The organism is Aestuariibacter sp. GS-14, from assembly GCF_006494365.1.
GTDB classification, from domain to species: Bacteria; Pseudomonadota; Gammaproteobacteria; order Enterobacterales; family Alteromonadaceae; genus Alteromonas; species Alteromonas mangrovi.
Map to the genome: position 1 here is coordinate 89,582 of NZ_VHIP01000015.1, position 26,244 is coordinate 115,825.

At 51.2% G+C, this 26,244-nt stretch carries 24 protein-coding genes; 13 read left to right on the forward strand and 11 right to left on the reverse strand.

Features of this window, described 5'->3' with window-relative positions:
- Nucleotides 1-11: 11 nt before the first annotated feature.
- The 5 genes from FJ444_RS18340 to FJ444_RS18360 form a co-directional block, all read right to left on the reverse strand.
- A complete protein-coding gene (locus FJ444_RS18340) occupies nt 12-914 on the reverse strand; it encodes a VOC family protein (protein WP_140960804.1) in 903 nt (300 codons plus the stop codon).
- A gap of 2 nt (nt 915-916) precedes the next feature.
- Nucleotides 917-1,342: a heme-binding protein gene (locus FJ444_RS18345; protein WP_140960806.1), complete on the reverse strand. Its 426-nt coding sequence runs from the start codon at nt 1,340-1,342 to the stop codon at nt 917-919.
- Complete coding sequence (locus FJ444_RS18350; RefSeq protein ID WP_140960809.1) at nt 1,339-2,919, reverse strand: bifunctional 3-(3-hydroxy-phenyl)propionate/3-hydroxycinnamic acid hydroxylase; 1,581 nt, start codon at nt 2,917-2,919, stop codon at nt 1,339-1,341. Before FJ444_RS18350 ends, FJ444_RS18345 begins: the two co-directional genes overlap by 4 nt.
- 11 nt (nt 2,920-2,930) lie before the next feature.
- Nucleotides 2,931-4,172 carry an amidohydrolase family protein gene (locus FJ444_RS18355; RefSeq protein WP_140960811.1) on the reverse strand — a complete coding sequence of 414 codons (1,242 nt, stop codon included), beginning with the start codon at nt 4,170-4,172 and terminating at the stop codon, nt 2,931-2,933.
- Nucleotides 4,173-4,267: 95 nt separating this feature from the next.
- Nucleotides 4,268-5,167: a LysR family transcriptional regulator gene (locus tag FJ444_RS18360; protein ID WP_140960814.1), complete on the reverse strand. Its 900-nt coding sequence runs from the start codon at nt 5,165-5,167 to the stop codon at nt 4,268-4,270.
- 123 nt (nt 5,168-5,290) lie between these two features.
- On the opposite strand from FJ444_RS18360, the gene FJ444_RS18365 reads away from it, so the two are divergent.
- Nucleotides 5,291-6,607: a family 1 glycosylhydrolase gene (locus tag FJ444_RS18365; RefSeq protein ID WP_140960816.1), complete on the forward strand. Its 1,317-nt coding sequence runs from the start codon at nt 5,291-5,293 to the stop codon at nt 6,605-6,607.
- Between the two features lie 55 nt (nt 6,608-6,662).
- Here the strand turns inward: FJ444_RS18365 and FJ444_RS18370 are convergent, their stop codons facing one another.
- On the reverse strand, nt 6,663-7,376 hold the full coding sequence (locus FJ444_RS18370) for a hypothetical protein (RefSeq protein WP_140960818.1): 714 nt from the start codon (nt 7,374-7,376) through the stop codon (nt 6,663-6,665).
- A 77-nt stretch (nt 7,377-7,453) separates the two neighbouring features.
- Here FJ444_RS18370 and FJ444_RS18375 point away from each other — a divergent pair, with 77 nt between their 5' ends.
- Nucleotides 7,454-8,185, forward strand: coding sequence for a hypothetical protein (locus FJ444_RS18375; protein WP_140960821.1), 732 nt, complete (start codon nt 7,454-7,456; stop codon nt 8,183-8,185).
- Here the strand turns inward: FJ444_RS18375 and FJ444_RS18380 are convergent.
- The gene (locus FJ444_RS18380) at nt 8,146-9,354 is read right to left on the reverse strand and encodes a HAMP domain-containing sensor histidine kinase (protein WP_140960823.1); all 1,209 of its coding nucleotides are present in this window, start codon (nt 9,352-9,354) and stop codon (nt 8,146-8,148) included. The two genes, FJ444_RS18375 and FJ444_RS18380, sit on opposite strands and share 40 nt — an antisense overlap.
- Nucleotides 9,344-10,042: a response regulator transcription factor gene (locus FJ444_RS18385; RefSeq protein ID WP_255439315.1), complete on the reverse strand. Its 699-nt coding sequence runs from the start codon at nt 10,040-10,042 to the stop codon at nt 9,344-9,346. The genes FJ444_RS18380 and FJ444_RS18385 overlap by 11 nt, the downstream gene beginning before the upstream one ends.
- A 174-nt stretch (nt 10,043-10,216) precedes the next feature.
- Between FJ444_RS18385 and FJ444_RS18390 the strand changes: the two genes are divergently transcribed.
- The 7 genes from FJ444_RS18390 to FJ444_RS18420 all read left to right on the forward strand — a co-directional run bounded on the left by FJ444_RS18390 (nt 10,217) and on the right by FJ444_RS18420 (nt 20,413).
- Complete coding sequence (locus tag FJ444_RS18390) at nt 10,217-10,774, forward strand: recombinase family protein (protein WP_181405225.1); 558 nt, start codon at nt 10,217-10,219, stop codon at nt 10,772-10,774.
- Nucleotides 10,775-10,911: 137 nt separating this feature from the next.
- On the forward strand, nt 10,912-13,620 hold the full coding sequence (locus FJ444_RS18395) for an HAD-IC family P-type ATPase (protein WP_219993919.1): 2,709 nt from the start codon (nt 10,912-10,914) through the stop codon (nt 13,618-13,620).
- Nucleotides 13,621-13,694: 74 nt separating this feature from the next.
- Nucleotides 13,695-14,813 carry a hypothetical protein gene (locus FJ444_RS18400; RefSeq protein ID WP_140960830.1) on the forward strand — a complete coding sequence of 373 codons (1,119 nt, stop codon included), beginning with the start codon at nt 13,695-13,697 and terminating at the stop codon, nt 14,811-14,813.
- Between the two features lie 139 nt (nt 14,814-14,952).
- On the forward strand, nt 14,953-16,200 hold the full coding sequence (locus tag FJ444_RS18405) for an amino acid aminotransferase (protein ID WP_304539733.1): 1,248 nt from the start codon (nt 14,953-14,955) through the stop codon (nt 16,198-16,200).
- 89 nt (nt 16,201-16,289) lie between these two features.
- Nucleotides 16,290-17,690: an ethanolamine ammonia-lyase subunit EutB gene (locus tag FJ444_RS18410; protein ID WP_140960832.1), complete on the forward strand. Its 1,401-nt coding sequence runs from the start codon at nt 16,290-16,292 to the stop codon at nt 17,688-17,690.
- Nucleotides 17,691-17,693: 3 nt separating this feature from the next.
- Nucleotides 17,694-18,539 carry an ethanolamine ammonia-lyase subunit EutC gene (gene eutC, locus FJ444_RS18415; RefSeq protein ID WP_140960835.1) on the forward strand — a complete coding sequence of 282 codons (846 nt, stop codon included), beginning with the start codon at nt 17,694-17,696 and terminating at the stop codon, nt 18,537-18,539.
- A 92-nt stretch (nt 18,540-18,631) separates the two neighbouring features.
- Nucleotides 18,632-20,413, forward strand: coding sequence for a DUF885 family protein (locus FJ444_RS18420; protein WP_140960837.1), 1,782 nt, complete (start codon nt 18,632-18,634; stop codon nt 20,411-20,413).
- Here the strand turns inward: FJ444_RS18420 and FJ444_RS18425 are convergent.
- Both FJ444_RS18425 and FJ444_RS18430 read right to left on the reverse strand, forming a co-directional pair.
- A complete protein-coding gene (locus FJ444_RS18425; RefSeq protein WP_140960840.1) occupies nt 20,373-20,627 on the reverse strand; it encodes a hypothetical protein in 255 nt (84 codons plus the stop codon). The genes FJ444_RS18420 and FJ444_RS18425 overlap by 41 nt on opposite strands.
- A complete protein-coding gene (locus FJ444_RS18430) occupies nt 20,624-21,385 on the reverse strand; it encodes a hypothetical protein (RefSeq protein ID WP_140960842.1) in 762 nt (253 codons plus the stop codon). Before FJ444_RS18430 ends, FJ444_RS18425 begins: the two co-directional genes overlap by 4 nt.
- 150 nt (nt 21,386-21,535) lie before the next feature.
- Between FJ444_RS18430 and FJ444_RS18435 the strand changes: the two genes are divergently transcribed.
- From FJ444_RS18435 to FJ444_RS18445, 3 genes are all read left to right on the forward strand, one after another.
- Nucleotides 21,536-22,693, forward strand: coding sequence for a sensor histidine kinase (locus FJ444_RS18435; protein ID WP_181405226.1), 1,158 nt, complete (start codon nt 21,536-21,538; stop codon nt 22,691-22,693).
- Complete coding sequence (locus tag FJ444_RS18440) at nt 22,690-23,343, forward strand: response regulator transcription factor (protein WP_140960848.1); 654 nt, start codon at nt 22,690-22,692, stop codon at nt 23,341-23,343. Before FJ444_RS18435 ends, FJ444_RS18440 begins: the two co-directional genes overlap by 4 nt.
- A gap of 116 nt (nt 23,344-23,459) precedes the next feature.
- Entirely contained in the window at nt 23,460-24,209 is a 750-nt protein-coding gene (locus FJ444_RS18445) for a CPBP family intramembrane glutamic endopeptidase (protein ID WP_140960849.1), read from the forward strand.
- A 53-nt stretch (nt 24,210-24,262) separates the two neighbouring features.
- On the opposite strand, the gene FJ444_RS18450 is transcribed toward FJ444_RS18445, so the two are convergent.
- Nucleotides 24,263-25,489, reverse strand: coding sequence for a threonine/serine exporter ThrE family protein (locus tag FJ444_RS18450; RefSeq protein ID WP_140960852.1), 1,227 nt, complete (start codon nt 25,487-25,489; stop codon nt 24,263-24,265).
- A gap of 166 nt (nt 25,490-25,655) precedes the next feature.
- On the opposite strand from FJ444_RS18450, the gene FJ444_RS18455 reads away from it, so the two are divergent.
- Complete coding sequence (locus tag FJ444_RS18455) at nt 25,656-26,141, forward strand: DUF6491 family protein (RefSeq protein ID WP_140960854.1); 486 nt, start codon at nt 25,656-25,658, stop codon at nt 26,139-26,141.
- Nucleotides 26,142-26,244 lie beyond the last annotated feature (103 nt).

Genomic DNA, 26,244 nt, shown 5'->3' on the forward strand with positions numbered 1-26,244 from the left:
TTACTTACTGTTCAGGCTGGCTGCCAGGTACGTTTAAAGGGGAAGTTCGCTTCGGCTACTTTTAAGCCAGCAAAGTCTTTGTCGGACATGCCCCATTGATCAATGCGGTTTTCCGGCCAGGTCCAGTCTTCTGGTGCACCGGCCTGATAGTCTTCAGGTACAATTTCTACTGCTGTTGAAAATTCAACAACGGCGCCAAATGGCGCAATAAAGTAGGCAAATACGTTGTCGCCGGGGCCATGGCGACCTGGTCCCCAGGCTGGGGCGTATTTGTGATCACGCAGGCGGCCTACGCCGCGCATCACTGCGTCCAGATCGCTCATTTCAAAGGCAATATGGTTAAGTGAGTTGAAGCCTGCACGCGCAAATGCGGTGCTGTGGTGCGAGGCATTACAGCGCACAAATACCATGCCTTTGGTACGGTCTGACACGGTAAAATTTAAAATATCTTCTACCGCCAAACCGGATTGTTCGGCATCCACTGAGTTACACACCACATGGGTGAGTTTTACCGGCAATTCCGGATCGTCGATGGGGGCTACTTCTTCACTGCCGGCTAAAAAGCGGAACAGTTCGCCTTCTGGCAATTCCACAATGATGCCCTGACCGCCGCCCAAATCAGCTGACGTTTCAGCGGTCACATTGAGGTTTTTGGCCCGCGCGTTGCGTTCGATGCGCTCAATATCGTTTGGTTCGCACACAAAGGTAACGCTGCGCACGAACGACTCGTTGCCTTCTTCTAATGCAACCAGGTACGGGAAGCTGCCCGAACCGCGAATATAATGGGTGTTGGCTTTGGCGTCCGGGCGGTTATCCGCCGGACTGGCTGCCAGTTTGGTATGCCATATGTTTACCAGAAAGTCCGCGGCTTCAGCGGCTTTTGGCAGAACCATTTCAATACTGCGTAATCGCATGGTTACTTATCCTCGCTAAATTGCAGCGCTGCGATACCCGCTATTGCGCATTGTTCGTCTACATCACCGGTGTCACCGCTAATGCCAATGGCGCCGAGCAGTGTGCCATCGGGGGCTTTAATTAAGTTGCCGCCAGGCGAAAGAGCGATTTCGATACCTGGGATTGCGGTTAGGCTGGCGAAGAAAATGGGGTTGTTTTTGGCTTTCTCGGCGATGCCGCGTGTGTTAAAGCCCATGCCCAGTGCGCCTTTTGCTTTGGCATGTGCAATGTCACCCCGGTATAAACTGGCACCGTCCTGACGTTTAAATACTACGGTATGGCCGCCCGCATCCAGAATGCTTACTGCCAACGGTGATACGCCATGTTCGGTAGCGTAGGCGAGGGTGGCATTTGCCACACACTCGGCTTGTTGTAGGGTCAGAGTCATTGCACTGCTTCCTGTTGTTCATGGTATGCCGATGCGCCAAACAACTGATTGGCCAGTCTGTTCAGCAAGTCGCTAACAGTGGTTTCAGTGGCTGTGCCGTACACATAGTGATCGGGGCGAAGTAACACGGCGTCAGCACCTGCATCTGCTAACCACTGGCTTAAGGCATCGCACTTAATGGTGGAAAGCAGGGTTGCCTGAACATCGAGTTGTTGTTGCAGGCCGGTTAGCACTTTTTGGGTTGTGGCCGACAAAGCATTACTATTAACCAACAACTGCCACTGACCACTGGTCACGTCGTCCAGCAACTTGTGCTCGCCATTAACGTCAACCCAGGGTTGAATAAAGCGTGCACCGGCCTTTGCCGTGCCATCTGCTACCAGGCCGTTGCGTACCGGCGGAATAAGGTCGGCAGCAGTGGTGGGCAATTCATTGCGCTTCACCTTTTCGCGAATAGTGGCATCGCGCTGTGCGGCTTGTGCCGGGTCGAGCATACAAATGTAGCGGCCCGCATCCACGGCGGCGTTAATAACGGCTCGCACATGCGGATCTCGTTCGGTTTGATAGGTATCGAGTAAGCTATCCGGGGATAAGCCCTTTAACACCAAATCCAGTTTCCAGCTCAGGTTTACCGCATCGCGGAATCCATGACACATACCCTGTCCAAAAAATGGCGGGGTCTGGTGAGCGGCATCACCGGCTAAAAATACATTACCTACCCGCCATTGTTCGGCTACTAAGCCGTGGAATCGGTAGGTTGCAGCGCGCACAATCGTGTGGGGCACGTCTTTAAGCCAGGGTTTGAGCAATGCTGCTACGTTTTCCGGTTGCATCATTACATCGTCATCTTCACCGGGCTTAAGCATTAATTCCCAGCGACGGTGATTTCCCCGTCCTGGCACTACCGTAGCCGGGCGGTTTGGATCGCACATCATCACTGAAAGCTGCTGAATATCGCAGTCGTCTGGCAAATTGGCGATGGGTGGGAATGTTACCGGGCCGTCTACTTCGGCATCTACTACTAACCAGGGCTCTTCAAACTGTAAGTCGTCCAGTTTTACACCCAGGGCTTTGCGAACCTGGCTACGCGCACCATCACAGGCGATCACGTATTTCGCGCCAGCTGTGTATTTGTTGCCGTCGCACACCAGCGTAAGTGTAACGCTGGACTGTGTGCTGTGCAGATCAATCAACTCGGTACCCAGTTCAACTTTCACATTGTCGAATCGGTCCAGTGCATTACGCAGGTGATCCTCCAATTCGGGTTGATAGAAAAAGTAGTCGTTTGACCAACCAAAAGGACGCGGCTTGCCCGATGTACCCATGTAACGCAATACGCCGTGGTCGGCCCCTACGTGCAGGTGGCCTTCGGTATCCCGCATGTCGGGCAAAATGGTGTTGTGCAGGCCAATGTCCTGGAACAGGCGCACCATTTCGTGATCCAAATGTACGGCCCGGGGCAGCGGATAAGGGTTGGCTTCGCGTTCTACCACCAACACACTCCAGCCTTGCTGACCCAGAAAATTGGCCGCAAGCGCCCCTACCGGCCCGCAGCCGATAATTGCTATATCATACATAGTGACAGCTCCTAAGCGGCGGTGGTCAGTAATGACAACGGCAGTTTGTAGGCGTCACCGTCTTTCATGATCAGACTGATATTGGCTTTGTTTTGCAGTATCGTTACGTCTTCTGTTGGATCGCCGTCAATCAGCAGTAAATCGGCCAGATAACCGGTTTTAACCAAGCCTAACTCGTTGCCCATGCCCATGATTTCACCACCGAGTTGCGTGGCTGCATGCAGCACTTCTTCCGGTGTGTAGTTGAAATGTCGCACCCACAGTTCCAAATCACGCGCATTGCGACCATTGGGGTTGAATGGGAAGCCATAGTCACCGCCGGGTAGTAGCTTCATGCCACCCGCTTTGAGTTTTTCTACCAGTTTGATTTGGTGGGCCAGTACGTCTGCCGCATCTTCCTTCATGTAAGTCATGTCCATGTGCGGAGGTGGTGTGGCATCCAATGTGGCCTGAACAATACCAATGGTAGGCGCAACAAACATGTTGTCTTTGTTGGCCAGCAGCATGTCGATGGCTTCGTCATCGGCGTACGTGCAGTGATAAAGCACGCGGAAACCGGCACGCACGCCAAGCTTAACCGCTGCGGCAGCGTGTGCATGGCCGGTTAACCATACGTCGCTGGCTTTAGCTTGTTCGCCGGCGGCTAGGATTTCTTCTTCTGAATACAGTAATTCGTGAGATGCGCCGGGTTTTAGGGCGTTTTCACCAGAAATAAGAAACTTAACGGCTTTTGCACCAATATCGGCGCACTCTTTTACGAAGGCTTTCACGCCTTCCGGGCCGTGGGCATGCTGATCAGCTTTACCCGGATCCAACGCTGAATCATTTGGCGGCTCTCGCTCAACTGACGATGGAATTAATCGTGGACCCGGTAATCCGCCACTGGTGAGGTGCTCGTTCAAACTGATTTCGAGTTTTTTGCTGAGCGCACCGGCGGAGTAAGCGCTGGTAAAACCGTGATCAAGCAGAATACGCGCATTGCGTGCAGCAGTGAGTGCCAGTTCTTCGGGGGGTAAGTACATACCCGGCACAAATTTCTCTACTGACGTTGGCCATGTCAGGTGAGCATGCGCTTCCACCATGCCGGGCATCAGCACACGGCCGTCGGCATTGATGATCCTGTCACCGCTGTTAGCGGCGATGTCGGTGTCACTGACTTCAGTTATACGGTTGCCTTCAACGGCTACCGAACCGGAAAATGGTTTGCGGCCAGTACCGTCGAAAATACGGGCATTTTTTATGATAGTTCGCATGTAGGTTGTCCCTGTTTACGTCTGGGCTATCGCTATTTTTGGCCGCAGGATATATTTGATCAAATATTTATTTTTTTGTTAAGTATAGGTAAAAACTATGGATTGGCGTAACTTACCACATAGTCTACAAATGCTTGGGCAATAGGTGATAGTTGCCGCTCTGCCATCCACAATAAACCCACCTTGCGCTGGAAGTTAATTCCTTCAATGCCTACCGCACGTAACGAGCCCGCTTTGATTTCGGTGCTTACCAATTCGTTTGGCAATATGGTGATGTACTGGCTGTTTTTCACAATTGCTTTGGTTGAAAGAATCGAGTCAGACAGAATGACGTTAGCGGGCAGGCGTGCGCCACTGTTAATAAACAGCGCATCAATTTGCTTGCGGAATCCGCCCACGGCATCGGGCAGTACCCAATGACTGTTGCTTAGCTCACTCAGCTTTACCGTGTCGCCTATGTGCTCATTACCTGGCCCCACAATGACCGAGAAAGGATCGGTTAATACCGGTTGTTCACGAAACTCTTCGTTTGTCTCGCGCATACCCGATGTAACAATGGCCAGGTCAATTTCGTAGCTGCGCAACATGTTTTGAACAACGGTGTCAGGCCGCTCCAGAATGCGCAACTTGAAGCGCGGGTGCTCGGCGGAAAAGCCACCGATAACACGGCCCATGGTGGTAGATAGCGCCCCTGGTGTGCCCCCAATGGTAAGCGGACCGCCAATGTCTTCGGCCAGAAGCTGGATTTCTTCCTGGGCGCTGAGTAGCAGGCTTTCAACTGCACGGGCTTTCATTTCCAGGGCAATACCCGCCTGGGTTAATTCGATGCCCTGACGATTGCGGGTGAACAGCGTGGTTTGCAGCACCCGCTCAAGCTGGTTAATGGCCACCGACACAGACGGCTGTGACAAATGCTCTGCTCTGGCCGCGCCGCTGATGGTTCCTTCACGGCAAACAGCTAAAAATAAACGTAAGGTGCGTGGGTCGATTCTCATTGCCTGAATTCTCTTTGTATAGTCTGAAACTATATTAACAATAAAAATTATTATTTTATTTGTCACGTTATTCACGATATTTTTACAATCAGGCTATAAAAACTTAATGAATTCGAGTGCTGTATGATTAATCGACGTCAATTTCTGGCCATGGCCACTGCTACCGTTAGTGCACCGTTATTTGCAAAAGCGGCTACGTCTTCAGGTGAAGCAGGGCAGCCATTTCCGGATGATTTTTTCTGGGGTGCGGCCAGTGCAGGCCATCAGGTAGAAGGCAACAACGTGAATTCCGACATTTGGTTGCTCGAGCACGTACAGCCCACGTTATTCCGCGAGCCATCCGGCGATGCTTGCAACAGCTTTATGCTGTGGGAAAAGGATCTCGATTTGTGTAAGGCATTGGGTTTCAGTGCCTACCGCTTTTCAATTGAATGGGCGCGTATTCAGCCCGAGCCGGGCTTGTATTCACAGGCCATGATTGATCATTACAAGCGCATTATTGACGGCTGCCACAAACGCAATATGGTGCCGTTGGTGAGCTTTAATCACTTTGCCAGCCCGGTGTGGTTTGCCGCAAAAGGCGGCTGGACTAATCCTCAGGCTCCGGCGCTGTTTGCTGAGTATTGCTCAAAGGCCGCTGCACAACTGGCGGATGGCATAGGCTACGCGGTAACCTTTAATGAACCGAATCTTCTGCGTTTGCTCAAAGTGCTGGGGGTACCAGATTTTGTGTGGGACATGCAGGACAAAATGCTGACTGCCGCGGCTAAAGCCACCAACAGCGAGTATTTTTGTGGTTTGAACTCAGCCCGATTGGGTGATTTGGATGTGATCAATGAACAATTACTCATTGGTCATAAGCTGGCGCGTGAAGCCATTAAAGCCCAGCGCAGCAACCTCGATGTAGGCTTTACCCTGGCGATGCTGGACGATCAGTCCAAAGGCGGCGATGCCATGCGCGATAAAATGTGTGATTACAATTACGGTGCCTGGTTAGCGGTAGAAGAAACCGACTTTATTGGCGTGCAAAATTACGAACGGGTTGAATGGGGGCCAGACGGTAAGTTGCCGATTCCGGCTGATGCACAGTTAAATCACTCAGGACATTGGGTTGAGCCCACCTCACTGGCTAATTGTGTGCAATACACTTATAACAAAACCAAGAAGCCGATTGTGGTAACCGAGCATGGTATAGGTACCGAAGACGACAATCAGCGCAGCTGGTTTATTCGCGAGTCATTGCGCAATCTGCAACAAGCCATTGAAGACGGGGTGCCGGTAAAAGGCTATATTCACTGGACACTACTGGATAACTACGAATGGATCAGCGGTTACAACGAGCACTTTGGCTTGCATACCGTTGACCGCACCACCTTTGAGCGCAAGGCCAAGCCCAGCGCCCACGAATATGCGGCTATTGTGAAACGCAATCGCGTATAAAAGTGGCGGCGGGGAAAAGTGCCCTTTCCCCGTCGCTACGCCCTTTGGGTTGGTATTAGTACCGATAGGTATAGCTTATCCCCATCATGCATTCAGACAGCGTGTCATCGTCATACCCATCCTTAGCTGGCTCAAAATCATCGTAATTTACTGCGAAAGTGATTTCGGAGCGACGCGATAAATTCCATATTCCGCCCACAGCGGCATTCATAGAATTGTCCTGGTAGAAGTCGTTTAACTCTCGGTATTCGCCCTGAGCAAATAGCGTAAGTTTAGGATGCACCTGATATAACACACCCACATCGGCACGTATTTCACTGCGATTATCGCGCTCGTCTTCCAGCCACACTGCGTAATGGGTGCCAAACGTAAGCGCCAGTTCAGTCGACACCCGGTATTTACCGCTTATGCCTGCACCTACTGCATAGCTATCACCAAAGTCTTTGGACTCGTAAAAGCCCATTAACCCGCCTTCAGCCGCAAGTTCCAGATTGGGCATGCTGGCGTTATCAAAGGCGTTGAAGCGGTAGCGGACGCCCAGTGGACCAATAGTGACATCATCTGTTACACCATAGGCAAACGCAATTAACGGGGTTGTGATACTCTCACCATTGTGAGATTCGCCATAGCCAACACCAGCTATCACCACGGCCTCTTCGTCTTGCAATACTAAAGAGCGGGTTACCGGGTTGGGATCACTATAGACTTGCTCAGCCATTGCGCAGGGAGCAAGCAACAATAAGCAGTAACTTAATACAGAATATTTCATTTGGTTTTCCTTAGGAGTTTCTCGATACATTGTAAGTTGGAACCATTCTGTATGAGGCGCGGTCAAGCTAAGGTGAAATGAACGTGTTAAAGGACAACCTCGATTTGGAAACTAACCCATATCAAACACAGTTAACCCGATTGCGAGCCGGTGGATTTGCCGCCTTTGTGTGCGCGCTTTGTTATGTGGTTGGTATTGTCATGATTCTGGCTGTCATGCCCGATATCAATAACGATGGTGATGAGCGCTTAAAAGCGATAATGGATCACAGCCGGTTAATTCAGTTGTGGTATCTGATTATTTTTGTACTGTTCGGCCTGGCTTTATTGGTGTTGAACCGCAGTTTATACCAGCCCGCTTATCAGCAGTCAGGGCACTTCCAGCTTTTAGGTGCGCTTCTTGGGTATATGTGGGCTGCCTATGTGTTTGCCAGTGGTCTCATCGCTGTGCTTACCATTGAATATTTGATCATGCAGCCTGTCGATCAGATTGAACGAATCTGGCCGGCTATTTTTGCGATTCAAATGGGGCTGGGTGACGGGGTGGAATGGGTAGGCGGTGTGTGGATGCTAATGGTAAATACCAGTTTGCAGCGCTACCAGATCGCATCCAAACCAGTAACGCATTTTGGATTACTCACAGGTGCAATAGGCACTCTTACCGTGATGCCGGACATGGCGCTAGCTGGCCTGATATTTGGCTTGCTGCAAATAGTGTGGTTTTGCTGGCTGGGTGTGTTATTCATCACCGGCGCGGGCAATCAACCCGTCTATGCTTCCGCCATCAAGGGCGTTAATACCACGCGGTAACAAGTTTCGGTTTGCTCAAAATCGATTTTCCATTGCATCACACTGGCAATGCGTTGTACCAGATACTGCCCGTGTCCTAATCCCTGGTAATAAGGGCGATTGCTGGTGTCGGCCAACGGATTCTCAAACACCCATTTGCCGTTTTTCAGGCTAATGTTCATGCCTTTTCCACCACCGTGATATACCCCGTTGTTCACCAGGTTCTGGCAAAGCAGCGTCATAAGATAAGCATTGCCAGTTACCTTCGCGTTGTCGTCGATATCCAGTTCAGCAACAAACTTCAATTCTGGATGCACATGGTGTATCGCCAACAATACGCGTTCCAGAATGGGCAATACGGCTACGGCGGAAAATTGCAGGTTTTCCTTGCGGGCCAGTGCCAGCAGCACCTCAACGGTTTGTTGCAACGTGTTGGTGGCTTGCTCTAACAACTGACGTTCAGTGTCATTGGAATGGGATGTGGGCTGCACCGCCAGGGTGTTTTTTAGCAATGTAATGGGCGTACGCAATTCGTGACTTACATCGTGCGTAAAATCGCGCTCGCGTTGCCATGCATCCTGTAAGGCCGAGTAGGTAGACGTAAAGTTGGTGGCCAGTGTGCCTATTTCATCCTGGCGTTCGGTACCGGCAATGGAGCAGGGCGAATCCGGCGTTTGCGCTTTAACCGATGAGGCCAGCGCTTGGAGCGGCTTGGCAAGCCTGGAGGCTAAAAACCAGGTGCTGAGAATGGCAAGTATCATGGCCGCTGCCGACGCGCTGAATAAAAATACGCTGAACACATCGGTAAAGCTCGATAGCGGCGTAAGTGCGGAAGAGCGCATGGTAACGCCGTCAGCCGGTATGGCGGTATGGTTGAACGCTTTGAAGTACATCACTTCTTCGCTTTGTTTAGCTATCAGCATGCTATTGTCGATAGCGGCGCGCTGCCACGGACTGCTCGCTGGTTTGTCAGAAAGTGAAAATGCGTCAGAAGATAAGGCGCTTAACGCATGCTCAGAAAGCCAGTGATGTTCCAGGCGCTGAATTTCTAAATCCAGTAAATGCGACGCTACAATGTCTTCTGTTACATCCACAAACAGCACACTAAGGCGGGTGTAAAACAAATTAATTACCAGTACCAGGCTGCCAAACGCAATGAACAACTGCGCCTGAATGCCGCTAAGCTTCATGATTGAGCCCTGTTAGCTTGTAACCAATACTGCTAATGGTTTCCAGAAGGGGTTCGCCACTGGTTTTTTCCAGGGCTTTTCTGAGGCTGTACATATGAGATTTTAACGCATTGCTCTCGGGCGGTTCATCGCCCCAGATATGCGTGATTAAATCGCTGCGACTAACCGGGTAGGGGTATTCCACAAGCAGCTTGTGCAAAATACTGAAGCCAACCCCGGTTACTGTAACGGGTTGCTGTTGCCAATGTACGGATTTGGCCCGCGTATCAAGCGTTAGATGCCCTTCGCGAATCTGGGTATTGGTGTGTAATTGCGGGCGTCTTGCCAATGCTTCCACGCGAAGTGCCAGTTCGCGAAAATCAAAGGGCTTGGTTAGGTAGTCATCCGCGCCCTGCCCAAAGCCTTTGGCTTTATCCGTAAAGGCATCCCGTGCAGTGAGCATAAGCACCGGCGTTACGCGTGTAGCGTTTTGCTTAACTTGCTGGCACACGTCCAGGCCGTCCATGTCGGGCAGGTTTAAATCCAGAATGATCACGTCAAAGGTATGGGTGAGCGCAAGGTCGATACCTTGTTGCCCGGTGGCGGCAAAATCCACCTGCCATTTAAGGCCTTCCAGAAAACCCGCCACTTGTTTGGCAATCGCCAGGTTGTCTTCTACCAACAATATTCTAATGGATTTATTCATCATGATGCCTATTTTTGGTCCCTGCCTGGCTGACGCTATCAAACCTGTGCACACCGAACAAGTTTCAAAGGATAAATAAGCCCGGGTGAAATGAAGGTAAAGCAACTCAAAATACTTGTTTTTACAGAAGGGTATTCTACGCTTTTAATAAGTTTTCCAGGTACCCAGAATTCACCCGTGACGATCTATCTCTATATCGGCAGTAGCACTGAAAATCAGGATGTTGACCAGCAGGCTGAGCGATTGGCCGAGGTGTATCCTTACGACATCATAGTGCGGGAGCCCAACGCCGACCCCGGTGCCAAACCTAAACTCGACAGACTACTAAAACGCTTGCGATCGGGTGACAGGCTGATCGTGAAAGATGTATCCCGACTTGGGCGTAGTATTACCCAGGCTGCAAGAGTGGCCAAGGATCTGAAGTCGCGCAACGTGAAGCTGGTGGTAGATAACCTGGAGCCCCTGTGTAATCCCACATTAAGTGTCTTTACCCTGATTGAATGCGCCGCCCAGATGGATCGTGATTTGTTAAAGGACCGTCAGGCAATTGGTATTGCCAAAGCGCGCGCTGCCGGTAAATACAAAGGCCGCAAAGCCATCCCCTCAAAGTTGGTAAAAAAAGCCCAGGAATTGATTGCCAAAGGAATGAAGCGAAAAGATGTTGCCTCCACACTCAGTATTGGTGAGTCCACGCTCTACAAGTATCTGGCATTGGCCAAGCAGAAAGAAACATAACAGAGAAACTCTTCTTTTGATGTAAATCAGAGCTCTAAAAGGTCACCCCTGATAGCGTAGACTTTCAGGGAGGCTTCGCGTTTGTCTGCTGCGCAGAGCCTGCTATTTCCAGGTATGCCTTTCCCGGGAGCATGGTAATGAATGAACAGAATGCGTCATTTCATACACAAACCGGCGATGAAGTACTCAGCGCCCTTAACTCAACTGCGTCGGGTTTAACCGATGACGAGGTTGCTGCGCGTTTACAGCAATACGGCCCGAATAAACTGCCACAGGCCCCTCAGCCGGGCACCTTTACCCGCTTTATTAAGCAATTCGCCAACCTGTTGGTGATTGTACTTATCGTGGCTGGTGTACTTACCGCGTTGCTACAACACTGGATAGATACCTTTGTTATTTTTGGCGTGGTGATTGTAAATGCCATTATTGGGGTAATTCAGGAAGGCAAGGCTGAAAAAGCCATGGATTCCATTCGCAATATGCTGGCGTTAAAAGCGGCGGTGGTGCGCAACAGTAAACGCAGAACATTAGCAGGCGAGGCGCTGGTGCCTGGTGACATCGTGCTGCTGGAAGCCGGCGACAAAGTACCTGCCGATTTACGAATACTCCGCTGTCATGGGCTGGCTATTCAGGAAAGCCTGTTAACGGGCGAGTCGTTACCGGTAGAAAAATCCGTTCAGGCAGTAGCAGAAGACGCTGCGCTGGGCGACCGGGATTGCATGGCGTTTAGTGGCACTAGTGTCACAGCCGGTCAGGGCATGGGCGTTGTAGTGGCTACCGGCGCCAATACCGAAATCGGCAGAATTGGCGGTTTATTATCGGATGTGCAAAAGCTCACTACGCCACTGGTAGAGCAAATGGATGTGCTGGCCAAGTGGATCACCGGGATTATTCTGGCCATTGCCGTGATACTGCTGATGGTGGGCACCTGGGTGCTGCATCAGCCGTTTACCGAGTTGTTTTTAGCCGTTGTGGGGTTGTCGGTAGCGGCTATTCCGGAAGGATTGCCGGCAGTGCTAACCATTACACTGGCCGTTGGTGTGCAGGCCATGGCGAAACGGCATGCCATTGTGCGAGTGTTGCCAGCCATTGAAACCCTGGGGTCGGTGTCGGTGATTTGTTCAGACAAAACCGGCACCTTTACCCGCAACGAAATGATGGTGGTGAGTGTCGTCACTCACAATGCCAGGTTTGAGATCGACGGCGAAGGCTATGCGCCGGTAGGGGATATTCTGCGTGGCGGCGAGCCGGTGGATACCGCTTCGCAACCTGTACTCACCGACATTGCCAGGCTAAGCGCACTGTGTAACGACGCTGAAATACACTGTAAAAACAGCGTGTGGACTATTGAAGGCGACCCTATGGAAGCGGCACTGCTTTCTTTTGCTGGCAAAGTGAGTCTGCCCGATGGCGAGGATTACCGCCACGACTGGCCACGTACTGACGTGTTGCCGTTTGATTCGTCTACACAATTTATGGCAACGCTTAACCACAACCACAGCGGCACTGGGTTGGTACTGTTAAAAGGCGCGCCAGAGGTGATCCTGAAGCGTTGCCATTTGGCGATGTCGGATACGGGAGACGGTATACCTCTTGTATTGCAGGATTGGTTGGATAAAGCCGAAGCGTTGGCGCGGCAGGGGCAGCGTGTTTTGGCATTGGCTGCTAAAACGGTGTCTGCAGAGCATACCGTACTGGCTACCCGCGATACCGATGGTGAGTTGTGTTTATTAGGGTTGGTAGGCTTGATTGATCCACCACGTCAGGAGGCCATTGAAGCAGTGAAAACCTGTCAGGCCGCGCGAATCCAGGTAAAAATGATCACCGGTGATCATGCCGTTACCGCCCAGGCTATCGGTAAACAGCTGGGGCTAGCGCACGGTAGTGTGCTTACGGGCACGCAAATAGACGGCTTGACGGACGCCGAGTTAAAACAAGCCGTTCAGACTACGGATATCTTTGCCCGCACCACGCCCGAACATAAATTGCGTTTAGTGATGGCATTACAGTCACTGGGACTAACCGTGTCGATGACCGGTGATGGGGTAAACGACGCCCCGTCGCTGAAACGGGCCGACGCGGGTGTAGCGATGGGATTGAAAGGCAGTGAAGCGGCCAAGGAAGCCGCTGCAGTGGTGCTGGCTGACGACAATTTTGCCTCAATTGCAGCGGCGGTTGAGCAGGGGAGAACGGTTTACGCCAACATCAAAAAAGTGGTGAGCTGGACGTTGCCTACCAACGCCGGCGAAGCATTAACTATTATAGTGGCGCTGTTAGCGGGATTGCCTTACCCCATCACACCGGTGCAGATCTTGTGGGTGAATATGATCACTGCGGTTACTCTGGGAATGGCGCTGGCGTTTGAACCTACTGACAAAGACACCATGAAAAAGCCCCCTCGGCCGCGTGGACAGGCACTAATTCAGCCCGCTTTGGTGTGGCAAATATTGCTGGTGGGTAGCCTGTTTTTCCTGGCCGTGTTCAGTATCTATCAGTATGCCATAGAGGCCGGACACGATGTGAAGTACGCGCGTACACAGGCTATGAACATGCTGGTGGGGCTGGAAATCTTCTATTTGTTCTTTATTCGCACTATGCACCGCCGTTCAATATCGCTTGCGGGTATCAAAGGCACCAGGGTTGTGTGGTATGCCGTGAGCTTTGTGGTGATTGCACAACTGGCAATTTGTTATATTCCGCTGCTGCAAACCGTGTTCGGAACCCAGGCGCCCACCTTGAGTGATAACCTGCTAATTGTGATTACTGGCCTGATGATGTTATTGGTACTGGAAATAGAAAAGGTGTTGCGGCTTAGCCTGTATGCAAGGGTAAAAAAGTCAAAATAGGGTAGAGACCACCGGCATTTTATCTGGCAGACTGAATTTAAAAAGCAAAGACAAACGGATAGGTGGCAGGCTGTATGACTCAACGTCCATTACTCAGACATATTCGCGATCACAAAGCCTTGTTTATGGAAATTGCCCGCTTACGGGATGAAGCAGTGGCCGGAATGGGGCTGACTCACTACGAGTTTCATAAAACACCCAAATATATCAGTAGTACCGGTGAGCGGTTAACTATTGAGCCAGAGCGCAGTATTATTCTGCCCACTACCGATCTGCTGAAAGGCGTAAAAGGGAAATTGCTACGCGCTATTGAAGGCTTTTCCATTGTGCCTCACAGCGATTGTGGTTATCGCTATCCCACCGCGGCACTGGCCGGAAAAGACGCGCCGTTTATTAAACGCCTAAGATCAGAATATTTTCATCGGGTTGACGAAGACCGCAGTATTTGCCGGCCGGTAAACCTGTCATTTGGTATTAAAAGCCGCGGGAAAGCCGATAATCGCCAGGAATACGAAGTGTGGATCCCCGAGGAGTTACTCGAAGACGATCCTTCGCCATTACTGGTTAATCAATACGGTGAAGACTTGCCCGACGACGTTCGCCATTTTGCACAGCAGCCAGCAGTGATCCATGGCTGGATGGGAGTGAAACGCGCGGCATTTGAGGCCCTCTACCGTCCACCAGCGCACATGGGTGAACTGTTATTATGTGTGGGGATGTCGGTGGATGCCTACAACATTGGTGCGCGCCCCGACTTATCGTTTTCACCGGAAGCCGACAGTTCCATTGCGGCAAGCAATGCTGAGCTGGAATGGGAAATCATGGGGTATTATGCCCCTGTTGGCGTGCATTACGACCATGATACGTTGTGGGCGGCAATTAATCACACTCTGCAAGCCATTGCTGAGCCGCTCAATACGTTGTACGCCAAAGACATCATTCCGATTATGGAAAGTAAAACCGAGCGTATTTTAAGTGCGATTGAAGCCCACGGCAGCACGCCGGAGGATATTCAGCGTTTAAATTTGCGTCCGTGGGAGTTTCTGCAAACCAGCAGCGAGTCGCGGGTAAAAAGACAGGATCCCAATCGCTCGGTAAATTTCCTGGGCAGGTTAAACCGCTTGTTTTACCAACCAGAGCACAAATTACCGTCTATTAGTTCTTTGCACGATCTCATTGCTGATGACCGCTGATAGCGAGTCGTCAGCAATAGTTTCCAGCCTTTGAAAAGCCAGCTTTACGCACTGGATAAACCAATTGCGCTGGTGTTGTTCACATACAAAGGGGTAGGTGTATCATCCACGCGGATTGGTATAAACCTTTGGCACACCCGTGTTGTGTCCCTATCCCTCTGCCACAGCACAAGCAGACGGTAAACAAGGATTAATGATGTTTGAATCGGTAAATGCCTACGCTGGCGACCCCATATTATCGCTCATGGACACCTATATGCAGGATACCCGTGACGACAAAGTAAACTTAACCATTGGCTTTTACTACGACGAAAATGGCATTGTGCCTGACATGGCCGCAGTGAAGCAGGCCAAAGCGCGATTGTTTGCAGAGCCGCCTGCGTCGCCAACGTATTTACCCATGGACGGCTTGCCAGAGTACCGTGCTCGCGTGCAAACACTGGCTTTTGGTGACGCCCTCGCTGATGTGCAGGCTAGAACCGCTACCGTGCAAAGCCTGGGGGGCTCCGGTGCGCTGAAAGTCGGCGCTGATTTTATCAAGCGCTATTTTCCGCAGTCGCAGGTATGGGTAAGTAACCCCACCTGGGAGAATCACCATGCCATTTTCAAAGGCGCAGGTTTTGCGGTAAACACCTACCGCTATTACAGCGCTGAAACCAAAGAGCTCGACTTTGCCGGTATGCTGGAAGATTTGAATCAGCTACCCGCCCGTTCAGTGGTATTACTCCATCCGTGTTGTCATAACCCAACCGGTATTGATTTAACCGCACAGCAGTGGCAGCAGGTGATTGGCGTGATTGCAGAGCGGGAATTACTGCCGTTTTTTGATATGGCCTATCAGGGCTTCGGGCAAGGGCTGCAAAGTGACACCCTGGCCATTGCGCTGATGGCAAAAACAGGCCTGCCATTTTTGCTCAGCCATTCGTTTTCAAAAATCTTCTCGTTGTACAGCGAGCGCGTGGGCGCACTCAGTGTGGTCTGCGAAAATCCGGCCATTGCGCACAATGTGCAAGGCCAGCTTAAGTTTACCGTGCGCAGCAACTACTCTACGCCGCCAGCGCACGGAGCGCGCCTGGTGAATCTGGTGCTCAGTGATGCAGGGCTTACCCAGCAGTGGCAACAGGAGTTGACAGACATGCGTAATCGCATGCAAGCCATGCGCAGCGGTTTGGTTAAGCAACTCAGTGAGCATCGGCCGGATCGGGATTTTGGCTATTTGCAGCGTCAGCAGGGTATGTTCAGCTATACCGGATTAACGTCACAGCAGGTTGCGCGTCTTAAAGACGAGTTCGGCGTGTATATGATTAGCAGTGGCCGAGTGTGTATTGCCGGTCTGAACAGTACAAACCTGGAGCGTACGGCAATCGCCATTGCTGCGGTGCTATAAAAAGCGCTTAAAAAGCCGTCAATCACTTTGCAAAGTCCGTGTCTTCGCGGCAAGATGTGAACAGATACTCTGCCACAGGGAGGCGAGTGATGACGGCATACCGCTATCAGCAAGGACTAACGCTTTATCGATTCGACAATCTTGCCGATGTAATGGCCAAAGCGTCGCCGCTGCGCTCCGGTGATCAATTAGCCGGTATAGCCGCGATTACGGCTGAACAGCGCGTGGTAGCGCAACGCATATTGGCAGACTTGCCATTAAGCACCTTCTTAAATCAGACGCTCATCCCCTACGAAGACGATGAGATCACCCGTCTTATCATTGATACCCACGACAAGGTTGCCTTTGCACCGATTTCCCACTTCACTGTTGGCGATTTTCGTAACTGGTTGTTGTGTGAAACGACTACCACCGACCTGCTTCAGGACGTGGCACTTGGCCTGACACCTGAAATGGTGGCTGCGGTCAGTAAAATCATGCGCAATCAGGACCTGATTCTGGTGGCACAAAAATGCCAGGTAGTCACTGCGTTTCGCAATACCATTGGACTGCCCGGACGCTTCTCAACCCGACTACAACCGAATCATCCAACTGACGACTTAAACGGTATTGCCGCCAGTATCTTTGACGGCCTGATGTACGGCAGTGGTGATGCGGTTATCGGTATTAATCCCGCCACCGACAATGTTGCCCAGACAATCCGGCTGCTCAGTATGCTGGATGAAGTGATTCACCAGTACGGTATTCCTACTCAGTCCTGTGTGCTTACCCATGTCACTAATACCATTGAGGCAATCGGGCGCGGTGCGCCGGTGGATTTGGTGTTTCAGTCGATTGGTGGAACTGAACGAACCAACATGAGCTTTGGTGTGAACTTGAGTTTGTTACAGGAGGCGCGAGAGGCGGCATTATCCCTTAACCGAGGTACCGTAGGTAACAACGTGATGTATTTTGAAACCGGGCAGGGCAGTGCACTGTCGGCGAATGCCCATCACGGAGTGGATCAGCAAACCTGTGAAGCCAGGGCCTATGCGCTGGCCAGGGTGTTGGATCCGTTACTGGTTAATTCGGTAGTCGGGTTTATTGGGCCGGAGTATTTGTACGACGGCAAACAAATTTCCCGAGCCGGCCTGGAAGACCATTTTTGCGGTAAATTACTCGGCCTGCCGATGGGCTGTGACATCTGCTACACCAACCATGCGCAGGCTGATCAGGATGACATGGATAATCTGCTTACCCTGCTGGCCAGTGCCCACTGCCAGTTTATTATGGGGGTACCGGGGGCCGACGATATCATGCTGAATTACCAGACCACGTCGTTCCACGACGCGTTGTACATCAGGCAGTTATTTGGCTACCGGCCTGCGCCTGAGTTTGAAGAGTGGTTAGCCCGGATGAAAATTTTCAGTGCAAACCGCGACAGTTTACTGCAAGACACTATGCCAGCTAAATTTGAGCTGGCCCTTCGCTCATTAGAGGAGGACAGATAGCGGATGTCTAAAACAACAAAAGCCCCTACAGCAACCGTTACTACTAATCCCTGGCAAACATTATCTGCTTTCACCGACGCCAGAATTGCACTGGGCAGAGCCGGCACCAGCTTGCCAACGCGAGCCTTGCTGGACTTTCAGTTGAGCCACGCTCAGGCAATTGATGCTGTGCAAGCGGAGTTGGATGCATCGGCTATTCGCTCAGGTTTGCAAGCGCTTAGCTATCGGCAGAGTCATCCCGAGGTATACGACGTTAAAAGTCAGGCAGGGCATCGCCAGCAATATCTGCAACGCCCCGACTTAGGCCGCAAACTCAGCGAAGCGGATACGTTTGCACTTCAGCAGCAACGCACTGAACAGGGTTTTGATTTGGCTATAGTGATTGCAGATGGTTTGTCTGCCTGTGCCGTGAATCAGCATGCCGTTGCGTTTGTTGACGCACTGCTAAAGGAAATGTCGTTTGCCCAATGTGGCTGGTCACTCGCCCCAATTTGTTTGGCACAACAAGGCCGGGTCGCGCTGGGTGATGATATTGCCAGAGCGTTGCAGGCACGTATGGTACTGATGGTCATTGGAGAGCGCCCCGGACTGAGTTCCCCCGATAGTGTAGGACTGTATTTTACCTGGCAACCTCAACCCGGTTGCGACGACGCAAAACGCAATTGCATCTCCAATGTGCGTCCGAAAGGTTTGAGCATACAAAACGCGGCAAAACGCTGCCAGTATTTAATGCAGGAATCCTACAACAAACAACTGTCAGGGGTCGCCCTGAAAGACCGCTCCGACGATGCTTTGTTGACAGGTACCGCTCAGTCAGAGATATTTTTGCTCACAAGTACCACGAAGTGATGGCATTACTTTAATTTAACTTTCACTTGAACGGTATCAAAGAGAATTGACACCTCTAAAACGATAACAAAAAAACAAGAATAGGCTTAGCAATGAAGTACGTATTTAAGCTAGCAGGTAGCGTTAGAATGGCGCAGCTAATCGGATTGGTTGCGCTGGTGGGCCTGGCAGCCACCGGCGTTGCGCTGGCCAGTCAGAGCGATGAAACCTTTGAGGCACTCTATCAGGAAGAGTGGCAGAAACGACAGCAGCAATATGCGGTAGATGAAAACGCTGAAGTCAGCCGGATTCCGGTGTCGTTACCTGTAGTGCATGCAAAGGCTCAGGCCGACCGACTGGCTTACTGGGAATCAGTTCAAAGCAGATTGGCCGCGATACCGCTAACCGCATTGTCGGCAGAAAACCAAATTAATTACCGGGTCTTTTCGTTTCAAATTCAAAGTCTGATCAACGATCAGACATTCAAACTGTTCGAAAAACCGCTTACGGGTGATACCTCGTTTTGGGGCGACCTGACTTACATGCCCAAAGGGCAGTTTCTTACTCAACAGGATTACGAAAACTATCTGCTGTGGCTGGCCGACATTCCGCGCTATTTTGATGAGCAAATCATTAATATGCGCGCGGGTCTTGCCCGTGGCTTTACGCCGCCCGCCATTGCGTTGGTTGGCAGGGAAGCAACCGCTGCGTCGGTAGCCAATGCTGCATCGCCAAAGGACACTATTTACTTCAAGCCGTTTTCGGCCTTTCCGGCTACGTTTTCCACCGAACTGCAACGTACCCTTACCGCCAAGGCAAACGCGGTGATTAAGGCATCGGTTATTCCCGCTTATCAGCAATTGTTAGCCTTTTTAACCGATACGTATATTCCGGGTGCGGTTACCGAGCTGGACGCGTTTTCGTTACCGGATGGCCGGGATTTCTACCAGTCACAAATCTTCAAGTACACCACACTTACCCTTACGCCCGAGGCAATTCACGATATCGGCCTGAGCGAAGTAAGAAAAATAAAAGCGCGCATGCACGATGTAATGCGCGAAGTGGGATTCAGCGGTGATCTGGCTGAGTTTCTTAGCTTCCTGCGCACCGATCCGCAATTTTATGTCACGACGCCCCAGGCACTGCTTGATCGTGCAGCCTGGACTGCGAAAGAATTTGATGCAGTAGCCAAAAACTGGTTTGGCCGACTGCCGCGCAGCCGGTTTGCCATAATTCCGGTGCCCGACGATATTGCGCCTTATTACACTGCGGGTCGCGGTGGGCCGGGTATGTACCTGGTGAACACCTACGACTTGCCTTCACGTCCTTTGTATTCATTGCCTGCATTAACACTGCACGAATCCGCGCCCGGGCACGCTTTTCAAATGCCGTTAGCGGCTGAAAATACCGATATTCCGGCGTTTCGTCGCAATACCTACATTTCGGCCTATGGCGAGGGATGGGCGCTTTATTCCGAAAAACTGGGCGAAGAAATGGGCATGTACCATACGCCTTATGAAATATTTGGCATGCTGAGTTATCAGATGTGGCGGGCAGCGCGACTGGTAGTGGATACCGGCATTCACGCCAAGGGCTGGAGCCGCCAACAGGCACAGGATTTCATGAAGAACAACACCGCGTTGTCGGTACATGAAGTTACTACCGAAGTGGATCGCTATATCGCCTGGCCTGGGCAGGCATTGTCTTATTATCTGGGGCAGATGAAAATTGAAGCACTACGCGCTCAGGCCGAACAGGCGCTGGGTAGTCAATTCGACATTCGCGCGTTTCACGATACCGTGTTGCAGCTTGGCTCAGTGCCCTTGTCTGTGCTGGAGGCCCGTATTGAGCGCTTTATCGCGGAGGGTGGTCCGTCGTCCTACGCGAATAATTAAGCGGCTTGATAATCGTTACTGATGGGTGGGCTGGGGTGGCCCACTCGTGGCACAGGTCTGCGACATAGGCCACTACATCGGATTCTGCTACCGTTGATGGAATGATAATGTCGGTGGCAGCGCGTTTTTTTCCTTCGTTGCCAGCATAAAAGGCCATCCAGCGGTCGTTGCGTTTTACTACTTCGACCGCCCGTCCAAATACATCCAGTTTCATTGATTTTCCACGCCTTGGGCCTGCTGTGTAAAAGGGTTGTCGTTACCCGCCAGTTTTCGTGACTGAATGATAATGGCAATCGCGCCTACAATACCTGGAGCAATCCAGAATGCGAATTGCCAGGCACCGATGTCGGCTAACAGGGTGCGCCCGCCAAAGGCAAAAAAGGCTGTGTAAGCACCGATCCCCGAACCAATATAGCCCGACAGGTGTTCAATTAACCAGGCGTGTTTGCCCACTTCGGTTGCATAGGTAAAGCGCAACTGACTAATCGCATTCATTAAGCCAAGCGGCGCAAAAATCATCATCAGTACATGATTATGCATTAATCCGGTTATACCAATTACCAGGCTGGAAGTCACCAGCATGACGGCCGGAATCATCCTTGATGGACGGCGCATTGCACTGCGATCGTGTCTGGCTGACAGCGCCCAGCGCCCCATCATCAGATTACAGTACATCAGAATAGACAGGTGAATCAGAAACATTGCGAAGCGCTGCAAACGTTCAACTGATGCGCCAATGTTGCTGGATTGGCTGAAAATATCTGGCTTTACCTCAAATGGCATCATAATGAGCAGTAATGCCATTAACGCACCAGTAAACAGTGAAACCAGCATCACCTGCTGGTAATAGCCGCCAAAGCGGCGGTGATTAAGCGCGCCTTTGCGGGTAGCAATGGGTACCCAGAACAGTACCAGCGCCGCCACACTGGCAATTACATGGGTTACTAATAAGGATTGGTAGAATAAAGGCATGGTTGATCTCCGTGTGTACTCGCAGCAATGCATTCAGGTTACGCAAGCGGCGCCCGGTACATAAGTGCCGAAAGTCACCATGTAAAAAATGACTTTTGGCCTATTTCATTACACGGCGTAATCTTCAATACTACCGCTTGGTATAAATCGGTGATTAAGGACGACATGACGCTGGGTAATCTGTGGCGCAAGCTGATATCAAAAGAAGACGTTAATGCCTTGCTGACGGTGAGTTTGGTAATGGCCGCCAACATCTGGATGTTGCTGGGTCATGACAGCTTCACCGTTGCGCAGTTGTGCCTGGTGATTGCGCTGTTCGTGGCGTTTGCAGTGATGTTTCTGGTTACCACAAGGGATAAGTCATTCAAGCGCGACCGCCTCACCCGTCAATATTTACTGGCAGTGCAATACGCCATTGTACTGGCATTGTTTGCCGCCAGTCCGCTGGGCTTTAACGCCATTTTGCTGGTGGTATGGTCGGCGCAATTGCCGTATTTCTTGCCCTTGCGGTGGACATTATTGAGTTCGCCTTTATGGTCAGCCTTGCCTTGGTTTCTGTACGCGTTGGTATGGCAAACCAACGGTCAGTGGGTGTCAGGTTTGTTGTTCTGGACGTTTAATTTATTTGCGTTGCTCATGATGGAGAACCGCCGTAAAGCCGAGATGCAACAGCAACGGGCAGAGCAGGCAACCCGAGAGCTGCAGGCGCTACAAAATCTGATGCAGCAGGCCAGCAGAAAAGACGAGCGTACGCGCATCGCACGGGATATTCACGACGTAGTAGGGCACCATCTCACGGCGCTGTCACTGCATTTGCAGGTTGCCTCACATACGGTAGATGCTGCGCATAAACCGGCGATTGAGCAATGCCTGTCGATAGCCAGATTGCTATTGGCTGATGTGCGTGAAGCCGTGTCAGACATCCGCGAACTGGGTGAGTTGGATTTGTGTCAGGCCATTGACACCCTGATAGAGCCACTCAGGCATAGAGTTGAGTTTACCCTCAGGTGTGGCGATACCTCCGCGCTGTCGTTGTCGCAGGCGCAAACCGTATTGCGCTGTGTTCAGGAGTCGGTAACCAACAGTTTGCGGCATGGTCACGCCACACGCATTGAGATAGCCATCACACACGAAGCAGGCCAATATGTGGCTGAAGTGAGTGACAATGGCAGAGCCACCAGCGAATTTGTGGCTGGTAACGGTTTAACGGGTATTCAGGAGCGCATGGCAATGCTCAACGGTGAAGCCACCTTTAACGCCAGTTCAAGTGGCTTTGCTACCCGTTTAGTGTTTCCGGAGGCGTTATGACCATTAAGGTACTGGTAGTAGACGATCAGCAGTTGCTGCGCCAGGGGCTATGCAGTTTGCTGGCATTGTCTGATCAGGTAAAGGTAGTGGGCCAGGCAAGTGATGGCGAGGACGCGCTGAGCTGGATAGCGCAGCACCCCGGCCAGGCAGACGTAATGCTGCTGGATATTCGCATGCCAAAGCTGGATGGAATAGGGGTACTCAGGCAGCTTCAGCAAACCAACCAACACATACCAACGATTATTCTTACCACGTTCGACGACCATGACAGTTTGTTGCAAGCCATTCGTGCTGGTGCAATGGGCTATCTGCTTAAAGACGTGTCTTTGGATACCCTGGTAGAGGGGATTGCCAGTGTACATGCAGGTAATACGCTTATTCAGCCTGCGATCACAGCATCATTGCTCAAAGGGCTGCAAGGCCTGGGGCCGGGTGAAGATGCGGTGGCACCGGTGGAAACACTGTCTGAAAAAGAAAAAGCGATTCTGCGTTTAATGGCATCGGGCTGTAGTAACAAGGAAATTGCCCAGGCGCTGTTTAAATCGGAAGGCACGATTAAAAATCAGGTATCGGGTATTTTAGCTAAACTCGATGCCAGAGACCGAACGCGTGCGGTGTTGCGGGCAGTGGAACTGGGGATCATCAGCTAACAGTTTTTACACACATAGCAGCTTTATTACACATTTTTGCTTACACATTGCGTCTTGTAGCACGGTGTTTGAATGATTAAGTTTGCGGATACGATGGTTGCAACTATACACAGCACATGAGTCAGCATAAAGCACTGCCTAATCACACCTTGCAAGGGCAATTTTGGTTACCACTGTTAGCGTTATTTGCGTTAACGGTAGTCACGCAAATGAGCAACGTGATTTACCAGAAAGTAATGAATCAGCAGTCATTTGCAGACACCCTTGTACCAGGTATGATTTTCCTGTCAGTGCTTACCCTGCCTGCTTTGCTGATAGGGCTCAAGCTTGGCAGGGGCATGGGAATGGGGCTAATTAATCAGCGCGCATTGCAGGAAGGTGGTGCAGCCGCAGGCTTGAGATTTGCGGTTGCGCTTGCCATTCCGTTAGGGTTGAGTCTGCTGACGTTGCGCTGGCTATTGGTTGATTACCTGCCTCCGGAATTACCCGCCTATGGCTTCAGAGGGCCAGTTGGCGGGTTGCTGGTTTCTGTGGGCGCCGCCGTGGGTGAAGAAATCTGGTTTCGCTTCGGGCTGATGACGCTGCTGTTATTCATTGCCGTTAAAGTGCGCAAAACGGCACTTACCACTCATACCATTCCAATGATGATGATATTGCTGGTGGGGCTGGGATTCGGACTGGCACACCTGCCAAGCGTGGTAGCCTACGGTGCTCATTCTGGCTTTGCTGTGTGGGCAACCATTGCGGGAAATACGGCAGTTGCCGTACTTTATGGCTGGTGTTACTGGCGCTATGGTCTGCTGTCGGCCATCACTGCTCATTTTAGTGTAGATGTCGTACTTCACGTGCTGCCGGCGCTGGTTTAACCGGTAATCTGTTACCGGGAACCAGTAACAAGGCACGTTAACACAGCAACAGGTTACAGCGCCTTTTTGGTAGGAAATACTACGTTGGCGAAGATGAGTCCTGCTACCAGCGACATAAAGATCAAGAACACATCCTGGCCAAGGTGTTCAACGTTCACAAAATCCTGGCCGGAAATAAACGAATTTAACCCAATGTAGGTTTTAGAGCCTGGCACCAGCACAATCAGGCCATGCATCGCTACAATGGTGGCTGGCTGATTCGCGATGCGGGTAAATGCATTGGCCAGAAGACCCAGCGAGAACGCGCCCACGAAACTACCGATGCTTTGCGGCAAATAATCCGATGCCAGTGCGGTACTACTGTATGCCAGCAACGCCGACGCTAACGCCCAGGGAATATGCTTGGGACGGGTCTTAAAAATCGCAACCAGGCCAAAACACAATACCAGCACGGCCAGCCAGGTCGACCAGTACGGCAGGGATGACGCTGGGTTGTAGGTGTTTTCGCCGAAGATACTGAAGCCAGTAGCTACCCCCAGGTAGGCACCAAAATACAGCTTAAACAACTGCATTAAGGCATCCATGATCCGCGCAGTGCCCGACACCATATTGCGTGAACTTAGTTCGGCAAGACCCATGGTAAGCGCCAGACCGGGCACAAAAATAATCACCGATGACAAAATGATCAGCGGAATGTTTATGCCCGGGTCAAAATGACGACTAAACCCACAAGCCAGTAACGCAACCACAAACGCGGCAACGGGTTCCATCATCAGCGCGACACGTTTGGAGCGCTCCGACCACAACACCCAGAAATACACCACAAAGCCCAGCAGTACACACCAGCCCATCTCCGACCAGCTTGCACCCATCAGCAGCGAAAACGCACCGGTAGACATGCCATAAGACAGCCCCGTTACCCATTTGCCATAGGGGCTTGGCATGGTATCTATTTCGTTGAGTAGTTTGTCGGCTTCTGCCAGCGTAAGCTGACCGGTAAGCAACTGATTAGCCAGTTCGTCGGTACGCGATAACGAGTTTAAATCCAATTCTCCCGGATCTAACCGCGCCGCATGGCTGTACTCGTCTTCGTGCCGATCGCTCCAAATCACCACCGACAATGACGTTGGCGTAGAAATAAACGAAGCATGCACACCCAGATAGCGTGCTACCTCGTTAAGATAAGCTTCAAGCCGGAATGCGGGTGTACCGTATTTATGGAGCATCTTACCCAGTTTCAGTATGAAACGGCGGATTTGAATAAATTCTTTAGTGTCCAACGGTTAACTCGGCTTCGAAGTGATAATTATTAAAGGGAATAGGGCGCTAAATTACCATGTAGGGCCGGCAAGCGGAACCTTTAACGTATTTACCTGCCTAATTCCCGGTAGTAAACAAGCCCCAAGACATGGCTTGCAAGGCGCCTAAGGGCAGAAAGGGGAAGAAATGAAATACACACTGATGATTACGTTGTTGAGTTTGCTGTTAGCATCATGCGCAACGTCGCGTTTAAGCGACGAAGCCATGGAAACCTTAATTGAAGAATTTATTGCCAGTGAACAACTCGAAAACCAACATTCCGTTTCAGCTTTCACGTTAGACAGTTACGGTCAGTTGAACGATCACTATGTAGTGTTTCGCAGTGCGCCCATGCGCCATTTTCTGGTGAAGCTGGCACCGCGCTGCTCGGAACTGAGTTTTTCTATGGGACTGGTGCTACACCGCCGGTTTGGCAATACCCTCAGTGAAGGGTTGGATTACGTATACGTACCCGACTCTCTGCCGTTTAAGTGTTTTATCAATAAAATTTACCCGCTCACCAAAATGCAGCACGACGTGTTGCGCGCCAGTATCAAAGCCGAAATTAATGAGCTGGAGCTGAAGGAAGAGCAGGAAAAAGGCGATCAGGGCACAATACCTGCCACTAACTAATACCAATTCGCATAGAAGTTTACCCTCTCAGCAGCACTGGCAGGCTTTTTAGCTAGGCTTGGTTGCACAGGTTTGGTGGTTCCAAATCAAGCAAGCGTAACAA